Genomic DNA, 24,742 nt, shown 5'->3' with positions numbered 1-24,742 from the left:
GCATTCGAACGCTGTCCCGACCGGGATCCTAGGAGCGCGACGGCAGCATGCACCACGTCAGAAATGACCAGGACCTAAGGCGGAGAAGCGCGGCGCGACCCCCCGAAGTGTGGTGGCGGGACACGGCTTTACGCCATTACCCTGCACGCCATGACATTACGTGAATCCGCGGGCCCGGCCGCCCCGGCCAAGGGCGCGGCTCGTCCGCGGGCCCTCGGTGCCCTCTGTGCCGGGTTGGGCACCGCGCTGGTCGGCACCTCCTTCGTGGCCACCAGCCTGCTCACGCACTATCCGTTCCTGAGCGGCCAGACCGTGCGCTTCGCCCTGGGCGGGCTCTGCCTGCTGCTGCTCGCCGCCCTCGCCCGGACCCCCCTGCCGCGGCCGACCAGGCGCGAGTGGGGCCTGCTGGCGCTGCTGGCCGGTACCGGCCTGGTCGGCTTCAACCTGGCCTGCCTGAGGGCGCTGCGCTCCGCCGAGCCGGCCGTCCTGGGCGTCGTGGTGGGCGCGACCCCGCTGCTGGTGGCCATCGCCGGCCCCCTGCTGGGCGGACGTCGGGTGTCCTGGCGGCTGACCGGCTCGTCGGCACTGGTGGTCGCCGGTGCGGCCCTGGTCCTGGGCTACGGCCGGGGCGACCTGACGGGCTTCGCCTTCTCGCTGCTCGCCCTGCTGGGGGAGGTGTCCTTCACCCTGCTGGCGGTGCCGCTGCTGCCGCGGCTGGGAGCGATCCCGGTCGCGACCTACGTCTGCGGGCTTGCCACGCTGGAGATGGGCGCCCTGGCCGCGGCCGTCGAACTGCCCGGCGGCCAGATGCGCTGGCCGCACCCGGGGGAACTGGCCGCCCTGGGCTACCTGGCGGCGGCGGTGACAGCCGGCGCGTTCATCCTCTACTACGTCGGCCTGAGCCGGCTGGGCCCCGAGGCGACCAGTCTCTTCGCCGGGCTGATCCCGGTCGCGGCGGCGTTCGCGGCTCCGGTCGTGGGCAGCGGCACCCTCGGCGCGGCGCAGCTGGCCGGCAGCGCGCTGGTCGGGGTGGGACTCAGCGCAGGACTCTCGGCGCCCGCGCCCACCGGCGCCGCGGTAGGCGAGGCGGCTTCGAAAGTACCGGTACCAACGGCGGACGACGGTTCCTGAGTTTCGTTCTTTCTCCTGGTGGTAGTCGGCGGACCCGATTCCTAGCATCGGGACGACTGCTCGTCGAATCCGCTTCTGCGTCCCGGCTCCGCCGTGCCGCGACCGAGCCCTCGTCCTGTGAGGATGCGAATTCCATGACCACCACGCATGTCGTTCTCAATGCCGCCGACCTACCGGACCGCTGGTACAACATCGTTCCCGACCTCCCGGTGAGCCTGCCGCCGGCGCTCCACCCGCAGACGCTGGAGCCACTGCGCCCCGAGGACCTGGCCGGCCTGCTGCCGCAGGGCGTCATCGAGCAGGAGTTCTCCGAGGAGCGGTGGATCGAGATACCGGACCGGGTGCGTGAGCTCTACCAGATCTGGCGGCCCTCCCCGCTGCACCGCGCGACGCGGCTGGAGCGGGCGCTGGACACCCCGGCCCGGATCTACTTCAAGTACGAGGGGGTCTCCCCGGCCGGCTCGCACAAGCCCAACACCGCCATCGCGCAGGCCTACTACGCCGCCCAGGACGGCGTACGCCGGCTGACCAGCGAGACCGGCGCCGGGCAGTGGGGTTCCGCGCTGTCCTTCGCGGGCTCGCTCTTCGGTCTGGAGGTCACGGTCTACATGGTCCGCTCCTCCTTCCAGCAGAAGCCCTACCGGCGGATCCTCATGGAGACCTGGGGCGCCCAGGTGCACCCCTCGCCCAGCCCGCTCACCGAGGCCGGCCGGGCCGTCCTGGCGCAGGACGCGGACTCCCCGGGCTCCATCGGCATCGCCATCAGCGAGGCAGTGCAGGACGCGCTCAGCCGTGAGGACACCCGCTTCGCGCTCGGCTCCATCTCCAACAACGTGCTGCTGCACCAGAGTGTGATCGGCCTGGAGGCCAAGAAGCAGCTGGAGATCTGCGACGACTACCCGGACGTGGTGGTCGGCTGCGTCGGCGGCGGCTCCGGCTACGCCGGGCTGTCCTACCCCTTCCTGTACGACGTGCTGAGCGGGCAGCGCACGGGCACCCGCTTCGTCGCCGTCGAGCCGGACGCATGCCCCAGCCTGACCAGGGGAAGCTACGCCTACGACTACCCGGACACCGCCTCGCTCAGCCCGGTACTGCCGATGTACACCCTGGGCCACAGCTTCATCCCGGCGCCCATCCACGCCGGCGGCCTGCGCCACCACGGCAGTTCACCGACCATGTGCGCGCTGGTGGAGCACGGCTACGTGCGGGCGCGCGCGGTGTCCCAGAGCGACGTCTTCAGCGCGGCGGTGCAGTTCGCCCGCAACGAGGGCTTCGTGATGGCGCCGGAGTCCGCCCACGGGGTGCGCGGTGCGATCGACGAGGCGCTGGCCGCGAAGGAGGCCGGCGAGTCGCGTGCCATCCTGGTGCACGTCTCGGGACACGGCAACTTCGACATGGCGGCCTATGACTCCTACCTGGCCGGGACCCTGACGGACTATCTACCGGACCAGTCGGAGATCGAGCGCGCCCTCAGCGAGCTTCCCGGGGCCAAGATCCCCAGCTGAGCGGCAGCCGCCCGAGCCGGCACTCTCCAGGGGCGCCGGGGGCTGCGCGAGCCGGCCGCGCCACCGCGGCGGGCCGGCCGGGCCGCCGCGGTGGCGCGGCTCCGGCCCAGGCTCCGTCAGCGACGGCTAGCGAGTGCCGACCAGCCCCGCCTCGACTGCGTGCAGTGCCGCCTCCACCCGGTTGCGCAGCCCCAGTTTCGCCAGCAGGTTCTGCACGTGCGACTTGACGGTGCTCTCGCTGAGCGAAAGCTGGGAGGAGATCTCCGCGTTGGTGCGTCCGCGCCCCAGCAGGCGCAGCACGTCGCGCTCACGCGGCGTCAGCGTCTGCTGGGAGGGGAGGTCGCCCGGGGCCGAGGGACGGGAGGACGGAGTGGCCGGAGTCGGGAAGAGCGAGTATCCCGCCACCAGCACCCGGACCGCGGCGATCAGGTCTTCGACCCCGGCGCTGCTCAACAGTGTTCCGTCGGCGTCCTTCGTGACCAGCTCCACGCTGGAGTCGGAGAGGCTGTCGCCGACCAGCGCCAGTACCTTGCCGTCCCAGTCCCGTACCTCGCGGAGCGCCGCGGCGACGTCGGCGGGGCAGCCGCCGGTGTGCACGACCACGACATCCGGCGAGGTGTCCGCCAGCAGGGCGACCGCCTCGCATTGATCGCCGGCCTCGCCCACGACCTGGATACCGTCCTGGTGCAGCACCGCCCGTAAACCCGTGCGGATGATCGGCGACTCGTCCAGGATCAGAACGCGGATGCTGGCAGGTACCGGCCGCAGCTGCGGTCGGGTGGAGCTGTCCATGGGTCTCCCCGAGGTGAAGTGGGTGATTCACGTACACAGAGGAACTCGACCACACTCAAAGCGCCGGGTGGGGAAACGATGTGGCGGCAGCCGGACATCAGAGAATCCCCCCGGTCGGCTCATCATCAGCAGTCTTTCAGAATCAAGCACACGCGGCTAGGAGTTGCCGTCAAAGGCGGGCACTCGCCACATCGGGGACGAAGCGGAACGGCCGCCACCGGGCGTCAGCTCCGGTGGTCCAGTCCACCGGGGAACGGTACGGCTGCGAACTCTTGTCTGCCTCCGGAGTGCTCGATAGCGTGCTGCGGGGCGGCCCTTCGGGGGTTTACGGACAGCAGGGGAGCGGTTGGTGGCGGACTGGGTCGGGCGGACGGCTGTGGAGATCGCCGAGGCGGTCCGGCGGCGGGAGGTGACGCCTCGTCAGGTGGTGGCCGAGCACCTGGGCAGAATCGAGCGGGTGGAGCCGCGGGTCGGCGCGTTCCGCAAGGTGCTCGCCGAACCGGCCCTCGCGGCGGCCGACGCGCTGGCCGACCGCGACGACCTGGCGGCGCTGCCGCTGGCCGGGGTTCCGGTCGCGGTCAAGGACAACCTGCCGGTGGCGGGTGAGGCGACCCGGAACGGCTCGGCCGCGACCTCGGATGCGCCTGCCACCGCCGACCACGAGACGGTGCGCCGGCTGCGGGCCGCCGGAGCGGTGGTCGTGGGCCTCACCAACGTGCCCGAGCTGTGTGTCTTCGGCACCACCGACAGCGTCTTCGGCACCACCCGGAGCCCCTGGGACCTCAGCCGGAGCGCCGGTGGCTCCTCGGGCGGCAGCGCCGCCGCCGTGGCCGCCGCGATGGTGCCGATCGCGCTCGGCAACGATGGGATGGGCTCGATCCGGATACCGTCCGCCAACTGCGGTGTGCTGGGCCTCAAGCCGGGCCATGGGTCGGTTCCCGCCGATCTGGGGCACGACGGCTGGTCCGGGATGTCGGAGAACGGGCCGATCGCCACCTGCGCCGCCGACGCCCGGCTGATGCTTGCGGTCCTCGCCGGCTTCGACGACCCGATCGGTGAGGTCGGGACCGAGGGGCGCCCGCTGCGGATCGCGCTCTCCGTGAACTGCCCCACCCCCGGGATCCCGGCCGCCCCGCAGCTGGCCGCCGCGGTCCGTGACACCGGCCGCCACCTCGCCGGGGCGGGGCACCGGGTGGCCCGCGCCGAGGCGCCCTATCCGTGGTGGCTGGGGGCCGCCTCCGTCGGCCGCTGGCTGGCCGGGACGGCCGCCGACGCGCGGGGGCTGCACCCGCAACTGCTCGCTCCGCGTACCCGCCGCCATGCCGTGCTCGGCCGGGCCGTCACTCGGGCCGGACTGGTCCGGCGGTCCCAGCGCACGGCCTGGCAGCGGCGGTTGGAGGAGTTCTTCGCGCGGTACGACGTGCTGGTCACCCCCACCCTGGCGCAGCCGGCGCCGCTGGCGCACCGCTGGCACACCCGGGGCTGGACGGGCAACGTCCTGTCCAACGCCAGGTACGCGCCGTTCAGTCACCCGTGGAACCTGGCCGGCTGGCCCGCGCTCGCGCTGCCGGCCGGACAGCACCCCGGCTTCGCCGAGTCCCTGCCGATGTCCGTCCAACTGGTGGCACCGCCCGGCGGTGAGCGGCTGCTGCTCGGGCTGGCGGAGGAGTTGGAGGAGCGCCGCCCCTGGCCGCGGACGGCGCTGGACCTCCCGCGCTGAGCCGGGAGCCCGGGGTCGGGCGTGTTCGGGGCAGTTGCGGGCGGCCGCGAGCCGGGCCGGTCGGTCCCACCCGTGCTCGGCGGGCAGTCGCGGTCCAGATCCGGACTCTCCCGCTCCAAAACCGTCCATGGCTCCCGGCGGGCGCCGCGGTTTCCGGTCCGGCCCGTACGGGCGTACGGTGGCCAGACGGCGCCGCACACCGTTCCCGTGGCGGAGGGGTGCGCGGCCGGCAGGCCCGGTGTCGTGCGCGCAGACGCTGGAGGCGGACCGATGGGCGATCCGAAGGCATTCCTCAACAACCCCCGCAGACTCCGGGAGCGGCGGGCGGTACCCGATCGGATCCGGGACTGGGCGGAGGTCTACCGGGAACGGGCACTGCTGCCGATCATCAGCGGGCAGGCGGCCCGCTGCATGGACTGCGGCATACCCTTCTGCCACGACGCCTGTCCGCTCGGCAACCTGATCCCCGAGTGGAACACCTTGGTCTCGGCCGAGGACTGGCGGAGCGCGAGCGCTCGGCTGCACGCGACCAACAACTTCCCGGAGTTCACCGGACGGCTCTGCCCGGCGCCCTGCGAGAGCGCCTGCGTGCTGGCCATCGACTCCGAGGCCGTCACGATCAAGAACATCGAGCTGGCGATCGCCGACCGGGCATGGGAGTCCGGCTTCGAGCAGCCGCAGCCGCCGGAACGGCTGTCCGGCCGGACCGTCGCAGTCGTCGGGTCCGGCCCCGCCGGACTGGCCGCCGCGCAGCAGCTGACCAGGGCCGGCCACACCACCACCGTCTACGAGCGGGCCGACCGGATCGGCGGACTGCTCCGCTACGGCATCCCGGACTTCAGGCTGGAGAAGCACCGCCTCGACCGCCGGATCGACCAGATGCGGACCGAGGGCACCCGATTCCGTACGGGGATCGCGGTCGGCTCCGAACTGCGCGCCGACGAACTGCGGTCGCGCTACGACGCGCTGGTTCTCGCGGTGGGCGCCACCGTCTGCCGCGAACTGCCGGTGCCGGGACGGGAACTGGCGGGAATCCACCAGGCCATGGAGTACCTGCCGCAGGCCAACCGGGCGGTGGCCGGTGACGGCAGCCCGGCGATCTCGGCCGAGGGTCGGCGGGTGGTGATCGTCGGCGGCGGGGACACCGCGGCCGACTGCCTGGGCACGGCATTGCGCCAACAGGCCGCCGAGGTTTCCCAGTTGGACATCAATCCCTGCCCGCCCGAGCGGCGTGCCGAGGGCCAGCCGTGGCCGGTGCACCCGAAGGTGTACCGGGTCACCACCTCGCACGAGGAGGCGCGGGAGCTGGCCGGAGCGCGGGATCCGCGCCGGTTCGCCGCCACCACGGTGCGTTTCGAGGGGGACGGGCAGGGGCGGGTGCGCGCGGTCCGTCTGGCCGAGGCCGAGCTCGGGACCAGGCGTCCCCGGCCGGGCACCGAGCAGGCCATCGAGGCCGAACTGGTGCTGCTGGCACTCGGTTTCGCCGGTCCTGAACCCGGCAGCGGCCTGGTCGAGCAGCTCGGCCTCGGCCTCGACGGCGCCGGGAACTTCGCGCGGGACGGCGGGTACGCGACCGGTGTGGACGGAGTGTTCGTCGCGGGCGACGCCGGTCGCGGACAGTCGTTGATCGTCTGGGCGATCGCCGAGGGGCGTTCGGCGGCCGCCGCCGTCGACCGCTATCTGACCGGCTCCACCGAGCTGCTCGCGCCGGTCAGCCCGGCGGACCGCCCGCTCACCGCGTAGGCCGCCCGATCACCGCGTCGACGCGCCCGGCTACCGCTGCCCGCCGCGTTCCGGCCGTCACGGTGCGGCGCCGGCGCCCACCGCGCCACCCGGGCTGCCGGGGAACCGCGAGGTGTCGCGCGGTTCCCCGGACGGGTCAGGTCAGCCCTTGCAGAGGCCCTTGGTGTAGTCCACGGTGGCGGTGTCCTGGGAGTACTTCCACTCAGGGGCGAGCAGCCCGGTGTTCAGCTGGGCCGCAGCCGTCCTGTCCTCGACGATGTAGCCGAAGTCCTGCAGCCAGGCCGGGTACAGGTTCTTGGAGCCGATGTAGAAGGCGGAGCCGTCCACCGAGACCAGCTTGTGGTGCAGGGCGAAGGGCTTGCCGTCCGCCCAGGTGGCGGTCGGCGCGGCGCGGAACGAGGCCAGCTGGAGGTTCTGGCACATGGTGGTCCGCGCAGCCCCGGCGTCGCCGCCGTTCAGCTTGCCGAGGCGGGCCAGCAGGGTGTCGCTGATCTCCGACAGGGACTTGATCTGCGAGTAGCCGCCGCTGCCGACCGCACCGCGGTTGGCCGGGTCGCTGACCACGATGCGCACCTTGACCCCGGCAGCCAGCTTGGTGGCGAGGGTGTCGTAGAGGCGGCCGTCGTAGCGGGGGAGCGGCGGGCAGGTGCCGTTCACGTCCTGCTGGGAGATCTCGATGTGGCCCTCGGCGCTGCCGATCAGCGCGCGCAGGGCGTTCTCCTCCGGGTTGACCGTCTCGTAGTCGCGGTCGCCGTTGGTGTTGTCGTGCAGGTTGACCGGGCCGCAGCTGGTCCCACCGGAGGGCTTCGCCGCGGGCTGGTAGGTGGAGAGCGGGTCCTTGTCGCGGATGCCGACGCCCAGTCCGCCGACCGCGATCACCGGGGTGCTGCCGGTGGCCGGCGCGGCCTCCGGATTCCGGTCCTGCTCCATGGTCGGCAGGCAGGCGGAGCCGTTGGTGGAGGCGAACCAGGCGGCAGAGAACACACCGGTGTTCCGGCAGGTCCAGCTCCACAGGGTGTCCAGGTAGCGACCGGCCGAGGTGGCGGCCGGACCGGTGAGGGCGAGGTCGACGTCGGACACCGGGTGGGTGGTGTCGATGTAGTCGTCCTTCCAGCCGTTGATACCGCCGGTGACCACGCTGCGGCCGTCGACCACCAGCAGCTTGGAGTGGTTCCAGGAGAACGCGGTCTTGGCGGTGGTCATCGAGGCCACCGTCAGGGTGATGCTGGGTGCGGCGCTGCCCAGCTTGCGGACCAGCTCGTCACGGTAGGAGGTCGGCAGGGCGTTGATGTTGTACAGCGGCGCGGCCCCGACCAGGATACGCACCTGGAGCTTGTTCCCGGCCGCCGCCGAGGCCTTCAGCCCGGCGACGATGGCGTCCTGGAAGGCGCCGTTCGGGAACGGGGCGAGGCTGGAGATGTCGACGGTGCGGGTCGCCCCGGCGATGTTCTCGGTCATCTTCGCCAGGAGCGCCTGAGTCCCGGGCCGGTCGGCGCAGCTCGCATCGCCCCAGCATCCGGGGGTCTGCAGCAGCCAGCCGCCCGGGTTCCCGGCCGGCGCGTCCAGCGCGTTGCCGCTGGTGCGCTGCCAGACGGAGCCTTCGAGGCCGGGAGAGACCTGACGCAGCGTCTTCTCGACGGCGTCCAGGTGCGGGGTCGCCGATCCGGCGGCGGCCGAGGCGGCGTCGTCCGCGAAGGCGGGAGCGGCGGCGGGTATCGCACCGAAGATGGCGGCGCCGGCGAGCACCGTCCCGGTGACTCGGCGCAGACGGCGGGGCTGATGGCGGAACAAGGTGTGTGTGGTCCTTCGGAGAACGGTTTGAGTGTTAACTGTGCATTTACTGTACGGTAAGCTGATTTTTCGTCAGTACCCGCCGAATGGCGGGCTCATGTCACAGTGCTTGGACCACCCAACTCCGCCGCTCTCCCCGGGGGTTGACGGCACTCCCCGCCGACCGGCGGGGGTGGGTGCGGTCGGCAGGCGGCCGGCACCGCCGCCGGCGGCCATCCGGCGGCGAGTCCCGGATCGGACCCCGGTCGGCCTCGGGTGTGGGCCCTCAGGTGCGGATCTCCGCCTCCTCGGCGAGGAAGCCGGAGAGGAACCGAGCGAGCACGGTACCGGTAAGCCGGGCGCGGCGTCCGGGACAACCTCCGCCTTCATCTGACCACGGGAATACGCGAGTTCATCGAGGCAAACGCCGAGTGGCTCACGGTCTTCCATCTACCCGCAGACGCTTCCGACCTCAATCCCCAGGAGGGAATCCGGTCGCTGGTGAAGCGCGAGATCGGCAACCTCGCCGCCGCCGACCTCAGTCAGATCACCCGGGCCGTGAAGCGCCGGCTCAAGCGGATCCAGTACCGTCCGGAGCTGGTCGACGGCTGTCTCGCGGCTACCGGCCCGACGCTGGAGGACTGAGGTGCTTCATTCCTCCCAGGTCGCGTAGTCGCCCATCTCGACGCCGTCGCACATGGTCTCCCAGAACCCGTTGTGCGCGAGTGCGGTGTCATCGAGGGCGGCGATGAGGTCGCGAAGCTCGTCCGCCACCTGTTGCGATCTCTCCTCCTCGCCTTCCTCGTAGAACGGGAAACGGGCGATCACGGCCGCGACGCACCGGTGGAAGGCTTCGAGGTCCGTGTTCACATGACTGGCGGTCGCGTAGTCGGCCCTGGGGATGTGCACCACGCGACGCGAGGCCACGTCGATGCCGATTCGTCCGAACAGGCCACTGGTACCGAAGACGACCAACCCGCTGTCGCCGGTCTGGCCCAGGAGAGCCGCCTCGCTCAGCGGCCGGTACTCGTAGCCGATCAGCCCGGCCGGGACGCCGATCTGCAGCAGCTCATCGGCGATCTCGGCGGGCACCCCTGATGAACAGCCGATACGGACGACGGCGTAGTGGGGCAGCGGCAACGGCGGCAGGTCCTGGCTCACGCGAATATCTTCCTCGCACCCCACCGGCACCGGGAACTCGCGGGCTGGTCGCCGCCGCGCTGCACCGACATCACGCATTCAAGTCCAGCAGTGCCGCATCAGAGAACCTTCGCCTTGTTGAGAAGGAGATCAGGAATCGCGGGTGGTCTCTGCCTCGTTCGGGCCGACTGCGGCCTCGGGTGCGTGCTGCTGGACCCCTGCGAGGAAGACGCGCAGGCCGTAGGAGAACCGCTCGCTGGGGTCGGTGGCGGCCAGTGTCTTCAGTCCCGTTGCGAGCGGGTCGTTGGTGTCCAGCCCGGCGGCCGCCAGACGTGCCGTCCAGTTGTCGCCGGTCGGCATGCGGGACTGGGCCTGTTCCTCGATGGTGTGGCCGAGGATGAAGTAGAACACCGCGAAGGTGTGCTCCCAGGCGCGATTCGGCGGGAATCCGGCTTCGGCGCGCACCTGCGCCGCGCGGCGGCTCGCGGCCGCCGCCGCACTGCGGGCACGCGACCGGCAGGGGCCCTCGATCCGCTTCCAACTACTCAACCAGCCCGCGCTCGACGACCGTCAGCAGACGTGGTCGGCAAGGCACTTCACCGCAACTCCGTTCATGACACGGGAGAAGGTCTCCGCATCGTGGCGGCACTACCTGGGCCCGAGTCCGGACGCGGCGTCCGTCTCACCGTACGCCGCCCCGGTACGGGCCACCGACCTGTCCGGCCTGCCGGCCGCCCACATCGCCACCGCGCAGTTCGACCCGAACCGCGACGAGGCCATCGCCTACGCGCTGCGGCTTCTGCAGGCCGGCGTACCCGTCGACCTGCACCAGTGGGCCGGCACCTTCCACGGGTCACCGGCGACGGTATCCGCCGAAGTGTCCCGGCGACAGATCGACGAGCTCACCGCAGTCCTGCGCCGCGCCCTGGCCTGAACGAGACGGCCACAGACCAGGGACGAACGTCAACGGAGAGAAGGAGATGCCGACATGACCATCACCACGATCGATCTCTTCGAGTCCTTTCTACACCTTCGCCCCGACGGCCAGGTGCGCGCCGAGCAGCCGACCTTCGACCCCGAGCGGGATGGCTGGCAGGTGATGGCGTTCCACGTCGCCACCGACGCCGACCTCCACGCCGACCACTGGGAAATCCATCCCCACGCGGACGAGGTCGTCTCCTGCCTCACCGGCCGGATACGCCTCTGCTTTCGGCCCCTGCGGGCGGGCGGGGAGCAGGAGGAGGTCGAACTCGCGGCCGGAAAGGCGGTCATCGTGCCGCGCGGGCGCTGGCACCGCATTGAACTGGACGCCCCGGGCGACATCCTGAGCGTCACCCTGCCGCAAGGCAGCCGCCTAGAGGAGCGGACCCACGCGAACGTTGCCTGATGCGGCACTGGCTGGGGCCGTTCCTCCCCCGGTCGGCACCTGGGGCGGGAGCGGCCACCGGGTGGTCGATCGGCAGCGGCCTCGGTGCAAGTGATCTCCACCACAGCCCATGCGGCGGTCGGCCGGCCGGCGGTCTGCGCGCCGGACGTGGGGACCGGCCTGCTCGCGCTGCTCCACTGGGCCGTGCGTGTCCGATCGGAGCCGAAGTGGCATCCGGTGCGCGTAGGCATGGCAGCTGCCCGGCCCGTGCCGGGAGGTTTGCCGCAGCCGGGGTGCGACCTGATCGCCTGCCCGACCCGTGGGTAAGGCCGGGGCCGGTAGCCGAGCGGGTCGGCCGGGTCACCCGACCGGAGGGTCGGCCGATGCGACTGGGGAATGAGATGGATGATTTCCGTGAGGTTCTGAGCGATGAGTTGTCGCTCGAACCGCCGCCGCCCGCGCTGGGCGGGTTGGTCGAGGAGGCCGCCAGGGCCGGGCGGCGTACCCGGCGGCTGCGGAGATGGGCGGCGGTGGCGGGATCGGTCACCGCGGTCGCCGTCGTCGCCACGCTGCTCGGACTGGTGGTGAACCGGGGACCGGCGGGCAGGGGAGCTCCGGTGGCGCTCGATCCGGCCGCGGGCACGACCGCCCCGGCGTCCCCGCGGCCCTCTGTGGCCGCCACCACCCCGGGGGACACTCCGCCGTCCTCCGGAGCCCAGGGGAGCTCCGACCCCACGGTTGCGGCCGCCGGTGCGACCAAACCCCCGGCCGGTTCCGGTGAGGAGAAGGTCCCCGCCACGACCACCGGGCTGCTGGAGCAGTTGCTGCGGCTGCTGCCGCCCGGTCGGACCGGTAACTACGGGGCGAATCCCGGAACCGGTATCTACGCGGGGAATCCCGGAATCGGCAACTACGCGGGGAATCCCGGAACCGGCAACTACGCGGGGAGTCCCGGAGACGCGCCCATGGTGCAGACGTTCCTGACCACACAGGCGGGAACCGGGATCATCCGGGTGAGCGTCTACTACAACACGCGCCCGGTGGACTGCCGTGGCGCGGCGCAATGCCTGACCAGCGCGGCCGGCCACACCGTGCGGGTCACACACATGGCGGGCAACTGCATACAGGACACGGTGGTCGAGGCGGACCACGGTGACGGTACCTCGGTGCAACTCGCCCTCGGGACCTGCCTGAACTTCAAGGACGACGGAAGCCGGCTCGGAGTGCAGGCACTGACGGTCGACCAGGCCGTCGCCATCGCCGGGGATCCCGCCCTGGGCCTCCGGCTGGACCCCGCCGTGGTCAAGGCGGGCGCGGTCCGGTTCGTGGACCTACCCGACATCCCGTAGTACCCGATCCAAGCACCTATCAGCAGCGACCGACCGGCCGCGCTGCGGTTCCGACGTCACCGGGGGCCGCAGCGCCGATATCGTTTCCAAGCCGGTAAGCCGGCCAGAACGGGGGACAGCTCATGCGTGGTGAGCCCGAGTTCATAGCTTTCGCCGAGGCCAACGTGGTGCGCCTGCGGCAGATCGCCTACCTGATGTGCCGTGACTGGCACCTGGCTCAGGACCTCACCCAGAGCACGCTCACCAAGATGTACGTCGCGTGGAACCGGATCGGCCGCAAGGGCCCGGAGGACCCGTTCCACTACGCCCGCAAGGTCCTGCTGAACACCCTCCTGGACCACCGCCGGCTGCGCAGCAGCAGCGAGATCGCCGTGGACCACCTGCCGGACCGGACCGCCGAGAGCGACCCCACCGCCGTACGGCTGACGCTGCTGGACGCGCTCGGGGGGCTGGCCCCGCGCGACCGGGCGATCCTGCTGCTGCGCTACTGGGAGGACCACAGCGTGGAGACGACCGCCGAGATCCTCTCGGTCACCCCGTCCCTGGTGAAGTCGCGCAGCATGCGGGCGCTGGCCGTGCTGCGCGAGCAGCTCGGCAACGAACGCGAGCTGTTCTTCGAGGACTCCGGCCGCGAGAGCGACCTGCGGCTGTGGAGCGCGGCGGCCAGGGCTTGACCGGTGGAGCCGGTCAGCGCGACCTGTGGGAGTCGCGGTGGGCGAGTGCCTCCGCGGCCGTCACCGGGGTGAAGGGCCCACCACCTGCGCGGCATCGCCGCCTCCGGCCGGTCCGGATCGCGCTGACCGCGAAGGGCCGCGCGACCCTTCGCCGCGAACGCCACCCGCCGCTAGGCCCTGGCCGAGTCGTCGACGACCTGCTGGACGACACGGACATCGCGGCACCGGAGACGGTCCGGGCGAAGCTGAAGCGGAAGCCGTCCGTCCGAGCGTGCGGCACGACCCGGGAGCCACCCTGTTCCGGCTCACCTCTTCGCGGGGGTGGAGGAGCTACCCCGGAGCTACCCCTCCGGCAGCCGCCTGAGTGCCAGGATCGCGGTGTCGTCGCTGAGCCGTCCGCGCGTGTGCTCCAGCACCATCCGCTCGACCAGCTTCACCAGCTCGCCGACGGAGAGCGCATCCCGTACGCCAGTGGTCCCGGACAGCCGGGCGAGGACCGGCAGGAACACCCCCTGCCGGTCCCTGGCCTCGCTCACCCCGTCGGTGAACAGCAGCAGACTGTCGGACTTGCCGAACGGCACCCGCACCGCCCGCGGGGCCCCGCCGACCAGTCCGCCCAGGCCCAGCGGCGGGTGGCAGCCCTCGGGGAGCACCCGTACGCCGTCGGGACCGATGGCCAGCGGGCCCTCGTGACCCAGGTTGACCAGCTCGATCCACTCGGGAGCGAGACCGTCCCGCGGCGGGGGGAAGCCCACCAGAACCGCCGTGGCGAACCGCTCGTCGGGACGGCCCATGGCGGCCGAGTAGTCGTTGTTGCGGATCATCCGGCTCTCCAGGCGCTCGGCCACGCTCGCAAGCTCAGGCTCGTGGTAGCCCGCCTCCCGGAAGGTACCGACCAGCGCCGAGGCCGCCGAGACCGCGCCGACGCCCTTGCCCTGCACATCGCCCAGCAGCGCGCGGGCGCCGTAGGGGGTGGCCAGCACCTCGAAGAAGTCGCCCCCGACCCGGGCCTCGCTGTCCGCGGCGAGATAGGCGCCGGCCACGTCGAGACCGCCGGTCCCGGGCGGGATCGGCCGCAGCACCACCTGGCGGGTGGCGTCCGCGGCGTTCTCCACCCGGAGCAGATGGTTCTGGGCGCGGATGCGCAGCCAGGACACCAGTACGGCGACCAGGCCGCCGACGATGACCAGCGCGTGGTCGGTCGGGCCCATCTGGTCGGGGTGCGGCCAGGCGTTGTCGAGCCACGGGTAGCCGAACGCCGCCGCCGCGGCGAACACCGCGGTGACCACCGGACCGCACACGGCCGCCGCGATCCCCGGTACGAGCACGATCCAGGTGACGATCCGGAACTCCCCGGAGGAGTTCCAGTCACCGAGCGCTATGACCGCCAGCAGCAGGGTGGGCAGCAGCCAGGAGACATCGCGGCCCCGGAAACTCATGACCGGCTTGACACTGCGCGGGGGCGTCAGCGCCCGCAGGCCCGACGCGCGACGCGGGATGTACCGGTCCTCGGCCGTGTCCATCATTCCTCGCGCTGCTCCTCTTCACCTCCTTTATGGCACATCCACGCCCGGTTTGACCCGCTCCGAACCGAGCTACCGGACCTGAGCCAGATCGAGCTGCCAGCGGAGCTCGCCGTCGTCGCGGCGGCCGGCCGGGCGAAGGCCCAGGGCGGTGGCGACGGCGGCCGAGGCGTGGTGGTCGGGGTGGATGTGCGCGACCACGGCGGTGAGCGGTACGGCCGGGGCGAAGGGCTGTCCGACGAGGCGGTCGAGCAGGGCACGGGCGGCCTCGGTGGCGTAGCCGCGCCCCTGCCACGGTGTGCCGATGACCCAGGCGAGCTCGGCGGTGGAACCGCTGACGGTGGCCTGGACGGTGCCGACCAGCCGGCCCTCCTCGCGCAGCCGCAGCACCCAGTTCAGCCACAGCTCCCCGGGTTCCGGGGAGCCCGCGGTCATCCGCTGGTAGCGCGCGCGCAAGGCCTGCGGACCGTACGGCTCGCCGCCGATGAAGGTGTGCAGCCGAGGATCGCCCAGCACCTCGGCCATCTCCTCGGCGTGCTCCACCCGCAGCGGCAACAGGTCCAGCCGCCCGGTCGGCGGGACGTCGAGCCCGGGCACCGGTGAACGCGCGGCCAGCGAGCGCGCCTCGACGTGGGCCATCCGCTCGGCGAACACCTCGCGGGCCTCGGGGGTGAGGGTGCGCAGCGCCACCAGGGCGGCGAGGACCACGTCGCAGATCTCGTGCTGCACGTCCTCCCAGGAGTGGGTCACGCCCTTGCGCGGATTCTGCCCGGTCGCGCCGATGACCGCCTGCCCGACCTCGCCGACCTCCTCGGAGAGCTTGAGGATGCGCAGCAGCCGTTCGTCCCCCGCCGAGAGCCGGCTCTCACCGTCGAGCCAGCCGACCAGGCGGTCGACGGCGTCCCAGGTACTGCTGTCCATGTCGGCTCCTTCGCGGGCGGGTTCCGCCCCGACGTACGGTCTTCGCCGGCGGGCGCTCACCGATCCGGTCGGGCGCGGCCCGGCGGCTCTGGAGGGTGGCCGGACGGCCCGGACCCACCGAAGCCGGCCGCCCGTGCGGCACCGACCCTGCCCGGAACCCGGCCGGGTGGTCCGATGCCCGCCGAACTCCCGTGCCGGACAAATCGGTTGCCGCCCACTGCGGCGAGTGGTCAGACTACCCGGCGTGATCGAGCCACGGGTACTGACCTCAGACGACTGGGAGCTATGGCGGGAGCTCCGGCTCGCTTCGCTCGTCGAAGCGCCGGAGGCCTTCGGCGCCACGCTCGCGGACTGGCAGGGCGAGGGCGACCGGGAGGAGCACTGGCGCTCGCGGCTGGAGCTTCCCGGCTCGTACAACATCGTCGCCGTCCTGGACGGCACACCCGCGGGGATGGTCAGCGGCGTCCCGACCGAGCAGGACGACATCGCCGAGCTGATCACGATGTGGGTCAGCCCCGGAGCCCGGGGCCGGGGTGTCGGGGACTTCCTGATCCGGGAGGTCGAGCGATGGGCGCGGCGGCGGGGCGTGACCGCCCTTTGGCTGTCGGTGGCACCGGGCAACACCCGTGCCGAGAACCTCTACCGCCGCAACGGCTTCCGGGGCAGCGGAGCGGGCCAGGAGCGGCAGCTGACCAAACCGCTCGCCACCGCCGGCTGAACCCCGAAGTGCCGTCGACCGGGTGGCGGCGTGCGGTCGGCCGCCGGCGGCCCGCCGCGACCCGGTCGGATCGCCCGGAGCGGTAGCCGCACGACGGTACGCCGTGCGACTACTCGCGCCCCTGCGGCGCGACGGCTGCGGTTGCTGCGGGTGAGGCCGTGACCGCCGTGCGTCGGCGCCGCAGCCAGAACGTCAGCGGGACTGCCGAGGCCACGCCAAGCAGCGCGGGGGACTCGGCGGCGGGTGCGTTGGACGCCGATTGCGCCCGGAGCTGGGGCTGGTTGAAGGTGTCCGGCTCCGGCAGGGTGGCCCAGTGCGAGACCGGCCAGGCCACCACGAAGGCGCGTCCGATGACGTTCTCCTGCGGGACGAAGCCGTCGCCCGCGGCGGTGAGCTGGTGGAAGCGCGAGTCCTCGGAGTTGTCGCGGTGGTCGCCCATCACCCAGAGCTTGCCCTTGGGCACGGTGACCGTCCCGACCGGGTCGTTGTCGCAGGGGGTCGCGCCCGGGTAGAGGTAGGGCTCGTTCAACGCGACGCCGTTGACCGAGACGGGGGAGCCCGCGGTGCACCTGACGGTGTCCCCGCCGACCGCGATGACGCGCTTGATCAGGTCCTTCTCGTCGGCCGACGGCATCAGCCCGACCGCGCTCAGCGCCTTCTGCACGACACCGGCGTGCGGCGTGGGCTCGTTGGCCAGCCAGTCGCCAGGATCCCGGAACACCACCACGTCGCCGCGCGAGGGCGTGGAGCCGAACCAGGGTGTCAGCTTGTCGACCAGGACCCGGTCACCCAGCCGCAGGGTGTTCTCCATCGAGCCGGACGGGATGTAGAAGGCCTGGACGAAGAACGTCTTGATGACGAAGGCCAGTACCAGCGCGATCGCGGCCATGACCGGAATCTCCACCCACATCGGACGCTTCGCACGCTCCTGGGCGCGCGCTGCCCGATTCCGTCCCAGTCTGTGGCCCATGCCGTCCCCCGTGTCCATACCCGTGCCTGCGAGGACGCCCGGTGCGCCCCCACCCCCATTCAACGCACGGTGGTTCCCGGTACCCGGCCGGGCCGGTCCGGAACCCGCAGGCCGAGCTCGGGCGCCCGTCCTGGAACCGGCCTCGGCCGGCCGGTGCCGGGTGGTCGCCGGTGTGCCGACCACGCGGTCCGAGCCGGCCCCGGTCAGCGTGCCAGCCGCCCCATCAGGGCGGATGCGGTGCCGATGCCGACGAGCGCGGCGCAGGCCAGCACCGAGAAGTCGAGGGCGAGGTGCGCGGGGGTGCCGAGCAGCAGGCCGCGCAGCGCGTCGACCTCATAGCTGAGCGGATTGCCCTTGCTGATGGCCTGCAGCCAGCCCGGCATCAGCGAGACCGGGTAGAGCGCGTTGGAGGCGAAGAACAGCGGCATGGTGATGGCCTGACCGATGCCCATCAGGCGGTCCCTGGTGAGCACGATCCCGGCGATCGACACCGACAGACAGGCGAAGAACGCCGAGCCCAGCATGACCGCTACGGCGACTCCGGCCAGGTGCAACGGGTTCCAGCTGAACGAGACGCCCAGCACGGCGGCGACCAGCACCACCACGACCGCCTGGATCAGGGCCTTGACCCCGGCGGCGAAGGCCTTGCCGGCGACCAGCGCGGACCGCGGGGTCGGCGTGACCAGCAACTTGGTCAGTACCCCGGAGTCCCGCTCCCAGATGATCATGATCCCGTAGAAGATGGCGATGAACATCGCGGACTGCGCGATGATCCCGGGCGCCAGGTAGTCCACATACGGCACGTCGCCGGTCGGGATTGCCCGGATCCGGGTGAAGGTCTCCCCGAAGACCAGCAGCCAGAGCACCGGCTGCACGGCGCGGGTGTAGAGCTCGGTCCGGTCGTGCCGCAGTTTCTGCAGCTCCACCAGGCACATGGCGGCCAGCCGGCCGGCCACCATCCGCCAGCCCCGGCGGGGCCGTGGCGGAGTCAGCAGCAGGCTCTCCTGGAACGACGCGGTGCCGGCCGACCCGGACGTGCCCGGATCCTGGTCAGCCGACGCGGGACGCGGTGCGGCGGGTACGGCGGACATCTCGGAAGTCGCCTCCGTCCTCGGTGGATTCCCGGCCGTCGAGGCCGCTCCCGGCGTAGTGCCGGAAGACGTCCTCCAGGGTCGGCGCTGTCGGTGGCCCGTCGGTGGCGGCCCCGGTGGACCGCCTCGCGCGGACGAGCCCGGCCCTGAGCTCCTCCGGGGAGCCGACGGCCCGGATCCGCCCCCGGTGCATCAGGGCGACCCGGTCGCAGTTCTGCTCCGCCTCGTCCATGTAGTGCGTGGTGACCAGGACCGTCATCCCGGTGGCCACCCTGACCCGGGTGATGTGCTCCCAGACACTGGTACGGGCGATCGGGTCGAGCCCGATCGTCGGTTCGTCCAGGATCAGCAAGCGCGGCGCGCTGACCAGGGCCTGCGCCAGCTCCAGTCGGCGCACCATGCCACCCGAGTACGTGCCCGCGAGCCGGTCGGCCGACTCGGTCAGCCCGACCGCCGCCAGCGCCGCGGCGACCCGGGCGGCGCGCTCACGGCGCGGTACGTCGAAGACCCGGGCGAAGAGCGCGACGTTCTCCCGGCCGGTCAGCCCGCTGTCCGCCGACAACTGCTGTGGCACGTAACCGAGCAGGCGCCGCACGGCCATCCGTTCCCGGGCGCAGTCGTGGCCGAACACCTCGACCATCCCCGGCGGCACCGGCAGCAACGTGGTGATCGCCCGGATCGCGGTGGTCTTGCCCGCGCCGTTGGGGCCGAGCAGTCCGAAGACCTCCCCGGGCCGGACCTCCAGATCCACCCCGTCCACGGCCCGCGTGCTGCCGAAGTAGTAGCGAAGTCCGGTACAGCGCAGCGCATCCGGCCCGGAGAGGTCCGGCCGCCGGTCGTGCCCGGCAGGCTCTGCCACCGTCATGTCGGGTCTCCCTCCTGCCCGCAGTGGGTCGGTTCGCCGTGCTCCCGTTCGCGGTGCTCCCGATCGCCGTACTCGGTACCGCACTGACCCCGGCCGCACGGGTCCCGGCCGGACGACTCCGGTGCCGCGCACTCCTCCTGGCACAGGCTCTCGGTCAGCCTGCGCAGCGCGGGGAGCGCGGCCGCGAGTGCCGCCCGGTCCTCCTCGGACAGCGCGGCGAAACGCTCCCGGACCAGGTCGCTGCGCAGGGTGTCCCAGGCATGCATCCGGTCCACGGCCGCCGGCGTGACGTACAACAACGCCGCCCGGCGGTCCAGCGGGTCGGGCTCGCGGCGCAGCAGCCCGGCCCGGACCAGCTGATTGACCAGCGTGGAGACCGAGTTGCCGGCCAGGAACAGCTCCTCGGCCGCGGCCGAGACCCGGAGGCCGGGCTGGGCCTCCACGAGGCGCATCAGTTCGACCTGAGCGCCCCGAAGCCGCGGCGTGCTCCCGCTGCGGAGCCTTCGCCGCAACACCCGTTGGAAGCCGGCCAACTGCTCGGTGAGTTCGCCGGCGAGGTCCTTCGGCGCCATGTCCACGATCTTAGCTCTGAGTAAGAGCTAACGGCAGGGTGCGTTCGGACGATCCGACTCGGGGCGTGACACGAACTCCCGGACCGGCTCGGCAGATCGGGCTCAGCCCGTGGCCGATCCGGCGTGGGCATCCGGCGGTGGGGCATCCGGCGGTGGGGATCCGGTGTAGGGGATCCGGCTCAGCCTGCGGCCGATCCGGCGCGGAGGATGGCGGCCTCGACCCCGTCCAGCAGGATGGTGAGCCCGATGTCGAACGTCTCCCTGGCCTCCCGTTCCAGGTAGGGGGTACCGTCGTCGACGGGTTGGACCGCGCCCTCGGTCTCCAGCCGGACCACCGTCGGGAACCGCTCGGCGAAGTCGGGTGCGACCTCCAGCAGCATGGCCGAGCGGGCCGACCACCACTCCGCGTCGCCGACCCCGGTGGCGTTCGCGGCCTGGCGTGACTCGGCGATGGTCTGCGCGGTCGCCCGGACGAGGTGGAACAGTGATCCCACCAGGCGCCGCAGTACCCCGGCGGGCAGGCCGGTCGCGTACAGGATCCGGACCACGGCCTCCAGCACGCCGTACTCGTTCGGTCCGAGCACCGGCCGGGCCTGGGAGACCTGGAGCACCCACGGGTGGCGCAGGTAGAACGCGCAGGCGTCACCGGCCCAGGCCGTCACCGCCGCACGCCAGCCCCGGTCGGGCCCGTGCTCGCCGGTGAGCTCGCCGAGCACCCGGTCGTGCATCAGATCCAGCAGCTCGTTCTTGTTCGCGACATGGGTGTACAGCGCCATCGCCGTGCACCCGAGCCGGTCGCCCACCGCGCGCATGGACAGCGCGGCCATCCCCTCGGCGTCGGCCAGTTCGATCGCCGCGTCCACGATCAGATCCACGCTCAGGCCGGCGCCCCGGCGCGGTTCGGCGGTGCGGTGCGGTTCGGTGGTGCGCCAGAGCAGTGCCATCGAGCGGCCGGCGTCTCCCCGCCCGGCGAAAACGACCAACGCTTGCCTCCTTACGGTGTAAAGTCCATTTCGCGCCTCGCGCTTTACGGCGTAAAGGCTAGCATTCGGCCGGGCTGAGCCCGACGACTTCTGGGGAGTGCCATGGAAGAGCAGCTCGTCTCGTTCCTCACGGTGGCCGCCGTCCGCCGCCTCTCGCCGCACATGGTGCGAATCACCTTCACCGGCAAGGCACTTGGCGACCTTGCGCGCTGGCCGGACCAGCAGCTGAAACTGATCTTCCCGCGGCCCGGGCAGTCCGTTCCACGGCTTCCGGTGCCGGGGAAGGGCAGTGACGCGATGCGCTGGTACCAGGCCTATCTGGCGATTCCCGAAAACGAGCGGCCGTGGCTGCGCAGCTACACCGTCCGCGCTCACCACCCGGACCGGAGCGCGATCGACATCGACTTCGTCCTGCACGGGGATCCGCACCTGGAGTCGTACGAGCAGCCGGGCCGGGCGCCGGACGGCCGCGGTGACGGTCTCGGCCCGGCGACGCGCTGGGCGCTCGCCGCGCAGCCCGGCGACGTGATCGGCCGGTACGGTCCGTCGGCCGACTACGCCCGGCCGCTCGGCGCGGCCGATTGGTACCTGCTGGTCGGGGACCAGACGGCACTGCCCGCGATCGCGACCCTGCTGGAGTCGCTGCCCGAGGGCGCCCGCGCGCTGGCCTGGATCGAGGTCGGTGAAGCGGCCGACGAGCAGCGCATCGACAGCCGCGCCGAGGTGAGCCTGCACTGGCTGCACCGGGACGGGACCTTGCCCGGGCGGGGCGGGGCGCTGCTCGAAGCCGTCCGGGGGGCCGAGTTCCCCGCCGGCTCCGCCTTCGCCTGGCTGGCCGGTGAGTCCTCCGAGGTCCGGGCCCTGCGCCGGCACCTGGTGCACGATCGGGGGCTGGGCAAACAGTCGATCGAGTTCACCGGCTATTGGCGGCTGAAGCTGTCCCAGGACGACGCCCCGACCCCGGAGGACCTGGCCGAGGCGCGGGAGCGCCTGGCCCAGGCCCGGGCCGGAGGGGCCGGGGAGGGGTGAGGGCGTCGGAGGGGTTCGGCGCTCAGGTCCCGACGGGCCCGGGTGTCACCTCGTCGGCGCCCTGAACCGCACTCCGCCTCCGATCGAGCCACACGGCCCGGCACACCACCAGCGGGTGGTGCGCCGAGCCGTGTGGTGTGTCGGCCAACTGCGACAGTTAAGTACTACTTATCACGCCCCTGGCGGTTCTTCCCAGCTCAGGGGCCTGACGGACCCTGCGGAGTCAGCAAAATGTCAGCAAGATTCCGAGGAGCACGAACCGAGATCGTCGACAGTGCCGTCGTCTCCGTCCCCAGCGGGACCGAGCCCGACTCAACCGGCTGGCTGATCGTGTCCGGCAGCAGTTTGGCCCGGCCTGCCGGAATCGACCACGGGTCTTGGCCACGCCTCGGTGGCGCAGACGTAGGCCGTGGGTGCGAGCTGTCGCGGAGACGGCTCGGCACCCGCTGGAGAGCGATGGCAGGAAACGGCCCGCATGCCGGTGGTCGCATGATGGAACCTCGCTGCGGCTGCTACCTGCCGGAACAGCAAAAAGGCCGCCCCCGCATCTCTGCGGAAACGGCCTACGCCCTGCGTAAACACTGGTCTGAACGACAGGATTTGCACCTGCGCCCCCGGCCCCTACGTGGCCCCGCTATCTCCCAGCCGAAAGGCTGGGCTGGAATTTCGCGATCACGAGTCGCAGAATCAGGGCTCCTGCCTTACCGAGCTGCATATTCGCCTCCTCGCGATCGACTTTCCGGTAACTTCTCCCGGCACATTCCAGGCTACTCCCCAAAACGCGTATTCGGGACCTCCGGGTTCACAAATACCGCCGTATGAGCTCACCCCCGCGGCTGCCTGTCCCGATCGGGCCGCCGGGGACAGACGCGGGGCCGTGCGGCTCCTGATGCGGCCGTCGCTCGCGTCACGCTTTTCCGTTGGCCGGCTGCAGGGGCCACCCGAACACCTTGCCGCCTCGGCTATGAGCCGCACCATGGGCCGCATCCCACAGTTACGAGATCCATCCGGGCTCGGGTGTCGCGAGGTGAGAGCCGGTGCGACGCTGGGACGGAGAAAACGTCGGTGAGACGCCCGCGGATCTACGTCGAAGCAAGACAGGGAAGCCGGACGAGGAAAAGGCTGCCGCGGGGAACTGAGGTACCCATGGCGGAATTCGCACGGGAGAACCGCAAGGCTGTGGTGGACCGGCCCGAAGGATTCGGTGAGCGGCTGCTGGGGCGGCTGCTGAACCGGGCTCATGAGCTGCCGCCCCAGCTCATCGCTCCGCTGGTGGCGGAGGAGGTGCGCGCGATCGGTGGCCGGGATATCTCGATCCTCCTTCAGGACTACGGCCAACTCATGCTGGTACCGCCGGCTGGACATCGCAACGGGCCACCTGCAATGGGTCAACGCGGGCCACCCTGCCCCGCTGCTGATCCGCGACCACCGGGTCATCCAGACCTTGGACTTCCTGGTCGAGTGGCGCGGCGGCACCGCCGATCACCTCGCCAACCCGGACTTGTAGACGGCCTGCTCCAGTTACTGTCGGGGGGGGGTACTCAGCCGACCCCGCAGCAAGTGCCTGGCAGAACATGTTCGTCGAACAGTTGTGAGAGCTCGACTACGGCCAATCCGCCCTCGCGTGGGGAGTCTCCACGGCCTGCCGCCCCTCCCAGACTTCCACTTCGATCTTCTTCGGGGAGCTGTCACGAAGCGACTTCGCGAAGTAGCCGCACAGGTTGTCGGCGACGTCCTGGGCGCTGTCGTCGCTGTGGAAGGGGTAGGGCACAGGAAGGCCGTCCTGGCCGGTCCTGCGGCCGTGCTGGTCGGTCACGTACAGGAGCCACGTGTATTCCGGCATGCGGCTCACCTCCTTCGGATCCCCTTCTCGACCGTAACCCTGAGCGGTCCCCTGGCGCGCGGGCGGTGACCGCCTGCGAGGCCTGTTCCGGGTCCCGCACCACGACCACCGGGCAACTCACGTGCGCGATCAACGAGACGGCCACCGAGCCGGCGGTGAACAGTTCCCGGGCCGGGGACAGCCGACGCGAGCCCAGGACGAGCAGCGCCCCCCCGGGCCTGTGCGCGCAGGACTTCGGCCGGCTCCCCCGTCCACCAGCCGGACCGATCCTGGCAAGTCCGGGTGGCGCTCGCCGACGAAGCGTGCCGCCTCGCTCAGTACGTGCTCGCCGACCGCCCGTTGCGGCCAGGCCAGCTCCTCCCGGTCGGGTCGCAACGGCCAGACGGCCGCGCGGGCCAATGACCGGCTGGCCAGCAGCAACCGCACCGGCAGGCCACGGCGGTGCGCCTCGTCGGAGGCCCAGGCGAGCACCAGGTGGCTGGGGTGCTCAGGGGCGATGCCGACCACGACCGGGGGCCGTCCGTCAGAAGTCATCGTCATGTCCCTTCGGACTGCTGGAGACCCGGCCCGTCACCGTGCTATCGAGGTGAGCGCGCGTGGTCGGCAGGGGCGAAGTGATGGACGTGTGCGCCCGGGCCGGAGAACACCAGGGTGGTCCGTCCGCCGTCCGACCGGCGCACGTCGTACGGCGGGCTGCCGTCCGCGTGGTGCACCGCGACGATCTCACCGTCCCGGCGCGGCTCGCCGCTGGTGGGGCTCTCCACGATGAGCCGGTATCCCCCACCCGCTCTCATCACGTTCTCCTTCCGCCCGAAGGGTTTTGTCCGCCCGGCATCCGCGAGCCTCCCCAGGCGCGGATCACACATCCGCTGGTCCTCTTGGGGCCAGCCGTATCCAGCCGCCGCGGTGTCCACCGGCTCAGGGCGCCGTGCCGGCGTGGCGGGCTGCCCGATCGCGTCGGCCCTCGACGTGCCCTGTCGCGTCATGGACCCGAGCACCGAATCACCCGGCTCCCGAAGCTCGTTGCCCAGTTCGCG

The 24,742-nt window shown here is 71.8% G+C and carries 23 protein-coding genes and 4 pseudogenes; 13 read left to right on the top strand and 14 right to left on the bottom strand.

What is annotated here, in order from left to right; translation table 11 throughout:
* Nucleotides 1–150: 150 nt before the first annotated feature.
* Together ABD369_RS28145 and ABD369_RS28140 are read left to right on the top strand one after the other, a co-directional pair.
* Nucleotides 151–1,131 carry a DMT family transporter gene (locus ABD369_RS28145; protein WP_344639358.1) on the top strand — a complete coding sequence of 327 codons (981 nt, stop codon included), beginning with the start codon at nt 151–153 and terminating at the stop codon, nt 1,129–1,131.
* Between the two features lie 134 nt (nt 1,132–1,265).
* Nucleotides 1,266–2,636, top strand: a complete 1,371-nt coding sequence (locus tag ABD369_RS28140) for a TrpB-like pyridoxal phosphate-dependent enzyme (protein ID WP_344639357.1) — start codon at nt 1,266–1,268, stop codon at nt 2,634–2,636.
* A gap of 126 nt (nt 2,637–2,762) precedes the next feature.
* Here ABD369_RS28140 and ABD369_RS28135 read toward each other — a convergent pair whose 3' ends face one another.
* The gene (locus ABD369_RS28135) at nt 2,763–3,428 is read right to left on the bottom strand and encodes a response regulator transcription factor (protein WP_344639356.1); all 666 of its coding nucleotides are present in this window, start codon (nt 3,426–3,428) and stop codon (nt 2,763–2,765) included.
* A 349-nt stretch (nt 3,429–3,777) separates the two neighbouring features.
* Between ABD369_RS28135 and ABD369_RS28130 the strand changes: the two genes are divergently transcribed.
* Together ABD369_RS28130 and ABD369_RS28125 are read left to right on the top strand one after the other, a co-directional pair.
* The gene (locus tag ABD369_RS28130; RefSeq protein WP_344639355.1) at nt 3,778–5,148 is read left to right on the top strand and encodes an amidase; all 1,371 of its coding nucleotides are present in this window, start codon (nt 3,778–3,780) and stop codon (nt 5,146–5,148) included.
* A gap of 270 nt (nt 5,149–5,418) precedes the next feature.
* A complete protein-coding gene (locus ABD369_RS28125; RefSeq protein WP_344639354.1) occupies nt 5,419–6,891 on the top strand; it encodes a glutamate synthase subunit beta in 1,473 nt (490 codons plus the stop codon).
* A gap of 141 nt (nt 6,892–7,032) precedes the next feature.
* On the opposite strand, the gene ABD369_RS28120 is transcribed toward ABD369_RS28125, so the two are convergent.
* Nucleotides 7,033–8,682: a phospholipase D-like domain-containing protein gene (locus tag ABD369_RS28120; RefSeq protein WP_344639353.1), complete on the bottom strand. Its 1,650-nt coding sequence runs from the start codon at nt 8,680–8,682 to the stop codon at nt 7,033–7,035.
* A gap of 345 nt (nt 8,683–9,027) precedes the next feature.
* On the opposite strand from ABD369_RS28120, the pseudogene ABD369_RS28115 reads away from it, so the two are divergent.
* Nucleotides 9,028–9,306, top strand: a pseudogene (locus ABD369_RS28115) (transposase); the annotation flags it as partial.
* Between the two features lie 6 nt (nt 9,307–9,312).
* Here ABD369_RS28115 and ABD369_RS28110 read toward each other — a convergent pair.
* Both ABD369_RS28110 and ABD369_RS28105 read right to left on the bottom strand, forming a co-directional pair.
* Entirely contained in the window at nt 9,313–9,822 is a 510-nt protein-coding gene (locus ABD369_RS28110) for an SUKH-4 family immunity protein (protein WP_344639352.1), read from the bottom strand.
* A gap of 129 nt (nt 9,823–9,951) precedes the next feature.
* Nucleotides 9,952–10,350 (bottom strand): TetR/AcrR family transcriptional regulator C-terminal domain-containing protein, encoded by a 399-nt coding sequence (locus tag ABD369_RS28105; RefSeq protein WP_344639351.1) that lies wholly within the window; start codon nt 10,348–10,350, stop codon nt 9,952–9,954.
* On the opposite strand from ABD369_RS28105, the gene ABD369_RS28100 reads away from it, so the two are divergent.
* From ABD369_RS28100 to ABD369_RS28085, 4 genes are all read left to right on the top strand, one after another.
* The gene (locus ABD369_RS28100; protein ID WP_344639420.1) at nt 10,301–10,735 is read left to right on the top strand and encodes an alpha/beta hydrolase fold domain-containing protein; all 435 of its coding nucleotides are present in this window, start codon (nt 10,301–10,303) and stop codon (nt 10,733–10,735) included. The two genes, ABD369_RS28105 and ABD369_RS28100, sit on opposite strands and share 50 nt — an antisense overlap.
* A gap of 54 nt (nt 10,736–10,789) precedes the next feature.
* Nucleotides 10,790–11,188, top strand: a complete 399-nt coding sequence (locus ABD369_RS28095; protein WP_344639350.1) for a cupin domain-containing protein — start codon at nt 10,790–10,792, stop codon at nt 11,186–11,188.
* A gap of 380 nt (nt 11,189–11,568) precedes the next feature.
* Complete coding sequence (locus tag ABD369_RS28090; protein ID WP_344639349.1) at nt 11,569–12,516, top strand: hypothetical protein; 948 nt, start codon at nt 11,569–11,571, stop codon at nt 12,514–12,516.
* Between the two features lie 122 nt (nt 12,517–12,638).
* A complete protein-coding gene (locus ABD369_RS28085; RefSeq protein WP_344639348.1) occupies nt 12,639–13,190 on the top strand; it encodes a SigE family RNA polymerase sigma factor in 552 nt (183 codons plus the stop codon).
* Nucleotides 13,191–13,531: 341 nt separating this feature from the next.
* On the opposite strand, the gene ABD369_RS28080 is transcribed toward ABD369_RS28085, so the two are convergent.
* Nucleotides 13,532–14,713, bottom strand: a complete 1,182-nt coding sequence (locus tag ABD369_RS28080) for a PP2C family protein-serine/threonine phosphatase (RefSeq protein WP_344639347.1) — start codon at nt 14,711–14,713, stop codon at nt 13,532–13,534.
* A gap of 72 nt (nt 14,714–14,785) precedes the next feature.
* The gene (locus tag ABD369_RS28075) at nt 14,786–15,634 is read right to left on the bottom strand and encodes a GNAT family N-acetyltransferase (RefSeq protein WP_425557799.1); all 849 of its coding nucleotides are present in this window, start codon (nt 15,632–15,634) and stop codon (nt 14,786–14,788) included.
* Nucleotides 15,635–15,878: 244 nt separating this feature from the next.
* On the opposite strand from ABD369_RS28075, the gene ABD369_RS28070 reads away from it, so the two are divergent.
* On the top strand, nt 15,879–16,352 hold the full coding sequence (locus ABD369_RS28070; RefSeq protein ID WP_344639346.1) for a GNAT family N-acetyltransferase: 474 nt from the start codon (nt 15,879–15,881) through the stop codon (nt 16,350–16,352).
* 109 nt (nt 16,353–16,461) lie between these two features.
* On the opposite strand, the gene lepB is transcribed toward ABD369_RS28070, so the two are convergent.
* The 5 genes from lepB to ABD369_RS28045 form a co-directional block, all read right to left on the bottom strand.
* Nucleotides 16,462–17,340 (bottom strand): signal peptidase I, encoded by an 879-nt coding sequence (gene lepB / locus ABD369_RS28065; protein WP_425557798.1) that lies wholly within the window; start codon nt 17,338–17,340, stop codon nt 16,462–16,464.
* A 185-nt stretch (nt 17,341–17,525) separates the two neighbouring features.
* Nucleotides 17,526–18,413 (bottom strand): ABC transporter permease, encoded by an 888-nt coding sequence (locus tag ABD369_RS28060; RefSeq protein WP_344639344.1) that lies wholly within the window; start codon nt 18,411–18,413, stop codon nt 17,526–17,528.
* The gene (locus ABD369_RS28055; RefSeq protein ID WP_344639343.1) at nt 18,373–19,278 is read right to left on the bottom strand and encodes an ABC transporter ATP-binding protein; all 906 of its coding nucleotides are present in this window, start codon (nt 19,276–19,278) and stop codon (nt 18,373–18,375) included. The genes ABD369_RS28060 and ABD369_RS28055 overlap by 41 nt, the downstream gene beginning before the upstream one ends.
* Nucleotides 19,275–19,850 (bottom strand): MarR family winged helix-turn-helix transcriptional regulator, encoded by a 576-nt coding sequence (locus ABD369_RS28050; RefSeq protein WP_344639342.1) that lies wholly within the window; start codon nt 19,848–19,850, stop codon nt 19,275–19,277. The genes ABD369_RS28055 and ABD369_RS28050 overlap by 4 nt, the downstream gene beginning before the upstream one ends.
* 179 nt (nt 19,851–20,029) lie before the next feature.
* Entirely contained in the window at nt 20,030–20,833 is an 804-nt protein-coding gene (locus ABD369_RS28045; RefSeq protein WP_344639341.1) for a TetR/AcrR family transcriptional regulator, read from the bottom strand.
* Between the two features lie 102 nt (nt 20,834–20,935).
* Between ABD369_RS28045 and ABD369_RS28040 the strand changes: the two genes are divergently transcribed.
* From ABD369_RS28040 to ABD369_RS28030, 3 genes and pseudogenes are all read left to right on the top strand, one after another.
* Nucleotides 20,936–21,862 (top strand): siderophore-interacting protein, encoded by a 927-nt coding sequence (locus ABD369_RS28040; RefSeq protein ID WP_344639340.1) that lies wholly within the window; start codon nt 20,936–20,938, stop codon nt 21,860–21,862.
* Nucleotides 21,863–23,008: 1,146 nt separating this feature from the next.
* Nucleotides 23,009–23,230 (top strand): annotated as a pseudogene (locus ABD369_RS28035) (serine/threonine-protein phosphatase); the annotation flags it as partial.
* Entirely contained in the window at nt 23,160–23,369 is a 210-nt protein-coding gene (locus ABD369_RS28030; protein WP_344639339.1) for a SpoIIE family protein phosphatase, read from the top strand. The pseudogene ABD369_RS28035 and the gene ABD369_RS28030, both read left to right, overlap by 71 nt.
* Before the next feature lie 96 nt (nt 23,370–23,465).
* Here ABD369_RS28030 and ABD369_RS28025 read toward each other — a convergent pair whose 3' ends face one another.
* From ABD369_RS28025 to ABD369_RS28020, 3 genes and pseudogenes are all read right to left on the bottom strand, one after another.
* Nucleotides 23,466–23,705, bottom strand: coding sequence for a hypothetical protein (locus tag ABD369_RS28025; RefSeq protein ID WP_344639338.1), 240 nt, complete (start codon nt 23,703–23,705; stop codon nt 23,466–23,468).
* 106 nt (nt 23,706–23,811) lie between these two features.
* Nucleotides 23,812–23,901: pseudogene (locus tag ABD369_RS41270) on the bottom strand (universal stress protein); the annotation flags it as partial.
* A gap of 418 nt (nt 23,902–24,319) precedes the next feature.
* Nucleotides 24,320–24,499: pseudogene (locus ABD369_RS28020) on the bottom strand (DUF1918 domain-containing protein); the annotation flags it as partial.
* Between the last annotated feature and the right edge of the window lie 243 nt (nt 24,500–24,742).

Source organism: Kitasatospora cystarginea (genome assembly GCF_039533515.1).
In the GTDB taxonomy this organism is placed as follows: Bacteria; Actinomycetota; Actinomycetes; order Streptomycetales; family Streptomycetaceae; genus Kitasatospora; species Kitasatospora cystarginea.
Note: the sequence above shows the minus strand (reverse complement) of the source record. Positions and strands in the feature narration are given on the sequence as shown.

Bases quoted from the DNA above. Each gene is read 5' to 3' on its own strand.
- ABD369_RS28055 (WP_344639343.1), bottom strand. From the start codon at position 19,278: ATGACGGTGGCAGAGCCTGCCGGGCACGACCGGCGGCCGGACCTCTCC.
- ABD369_RS28060 (WP_344639344.1), bottom strand. From the start codon at position 18,413: ATGTCCGCCGTACCCGCCGCACCGCGTCCCGCGTCGGCTGACCAGGAT.
- ABD369_RS28085 (WP_344639348.1), top strand. From the start codon at position 12,639: ATGCGTGGTGAGCCCGAGTTCATAGCTTTCGCCGAGGCCAACGTGGTG.
- ABD369_RS28080 (WP_344639347.1), bottom strand. From the start codon at position 14,713: ATGGACACGGCCGAGGACCGGTACATCCCGCGTCGCGCGTCGGGCCTG.
- lepB (WP_425557798.1), bottom strand. From the start codon at position 17,340: ATGGACACGGGGGACGGCATGGGCCACAGACTGGGACGGAATCGGGCA.
- ABD369_RS28125 (WP_344639354.1), top strand. From the start codon at position 5,419: ATGGGCGATCCGAAGGCATTCCTCAACAACCCCCGCAGACTCCGGGAG.
- ABD369_RS28075 (WP_425557799.1), bottom strand. From the start codon at position 15,634: ATGGACAGCAGTACCTGGGACGCCGTCGACCGCCTGGTCGGCTGGCTC.
- ABD369_RS28145 (WP_344639358.1), top strand. From the start codon at position 151: ATGACATTACGTGAATCCGCGGGCCCGGCCGCCCCGGCCAAGGGCGCG.
- ABD369_RS28040 (WP_344639340.1), top strand. From the start codon at position 20,936: ATGGAAGAGCAGCTCGTCTCGTTCCTCACGGTGGCCGCCGTCCGCCGC.
- ABD369_RS28095 (WP_344639350.1), top strand. From the start codon at position 10,790: ATGACCATCACCACGATCGATCTCTTCGAGTCCTTTCTACACCTTCGC.
- ABD369_RS28140 (WP_344639357.1), top strand. From the start codon at position 1,266: ATGACCACCACGCATGTCGTTCTCAATGCCGCCGACCTACCGGACCGC.
- ABD369_RS28135 (WP_344639356.1), bottom strand. From the start codon at position 3,428: ATGGACAGCTCCACCCGACCGCAGCTGCGGCCGGTACCTGCCAGCATC.
- ABD369_RS28025 (WP_344639338.1), bottom strand. From the start codon at position 23,705: ATGCCGGAATACACGTGGCTCCTGTACGTGACCGACCAGCACGGCCGC.
- ABD369_RS28050 (WP_344639342.1), bottom strand. From the start codon at position 19,850: ATGGCGCCGAAGGACCTCGCCGGCGAACTCACCGAGCAGTTGGCCGGC.
- ABD369_RS28090 (WP_344639349.1), top strand. From the start codon at position 11,569: ATGGATGATTTCCGTGAGGTTCTGAGCGATGAGTTGTCGCTCGAACCG.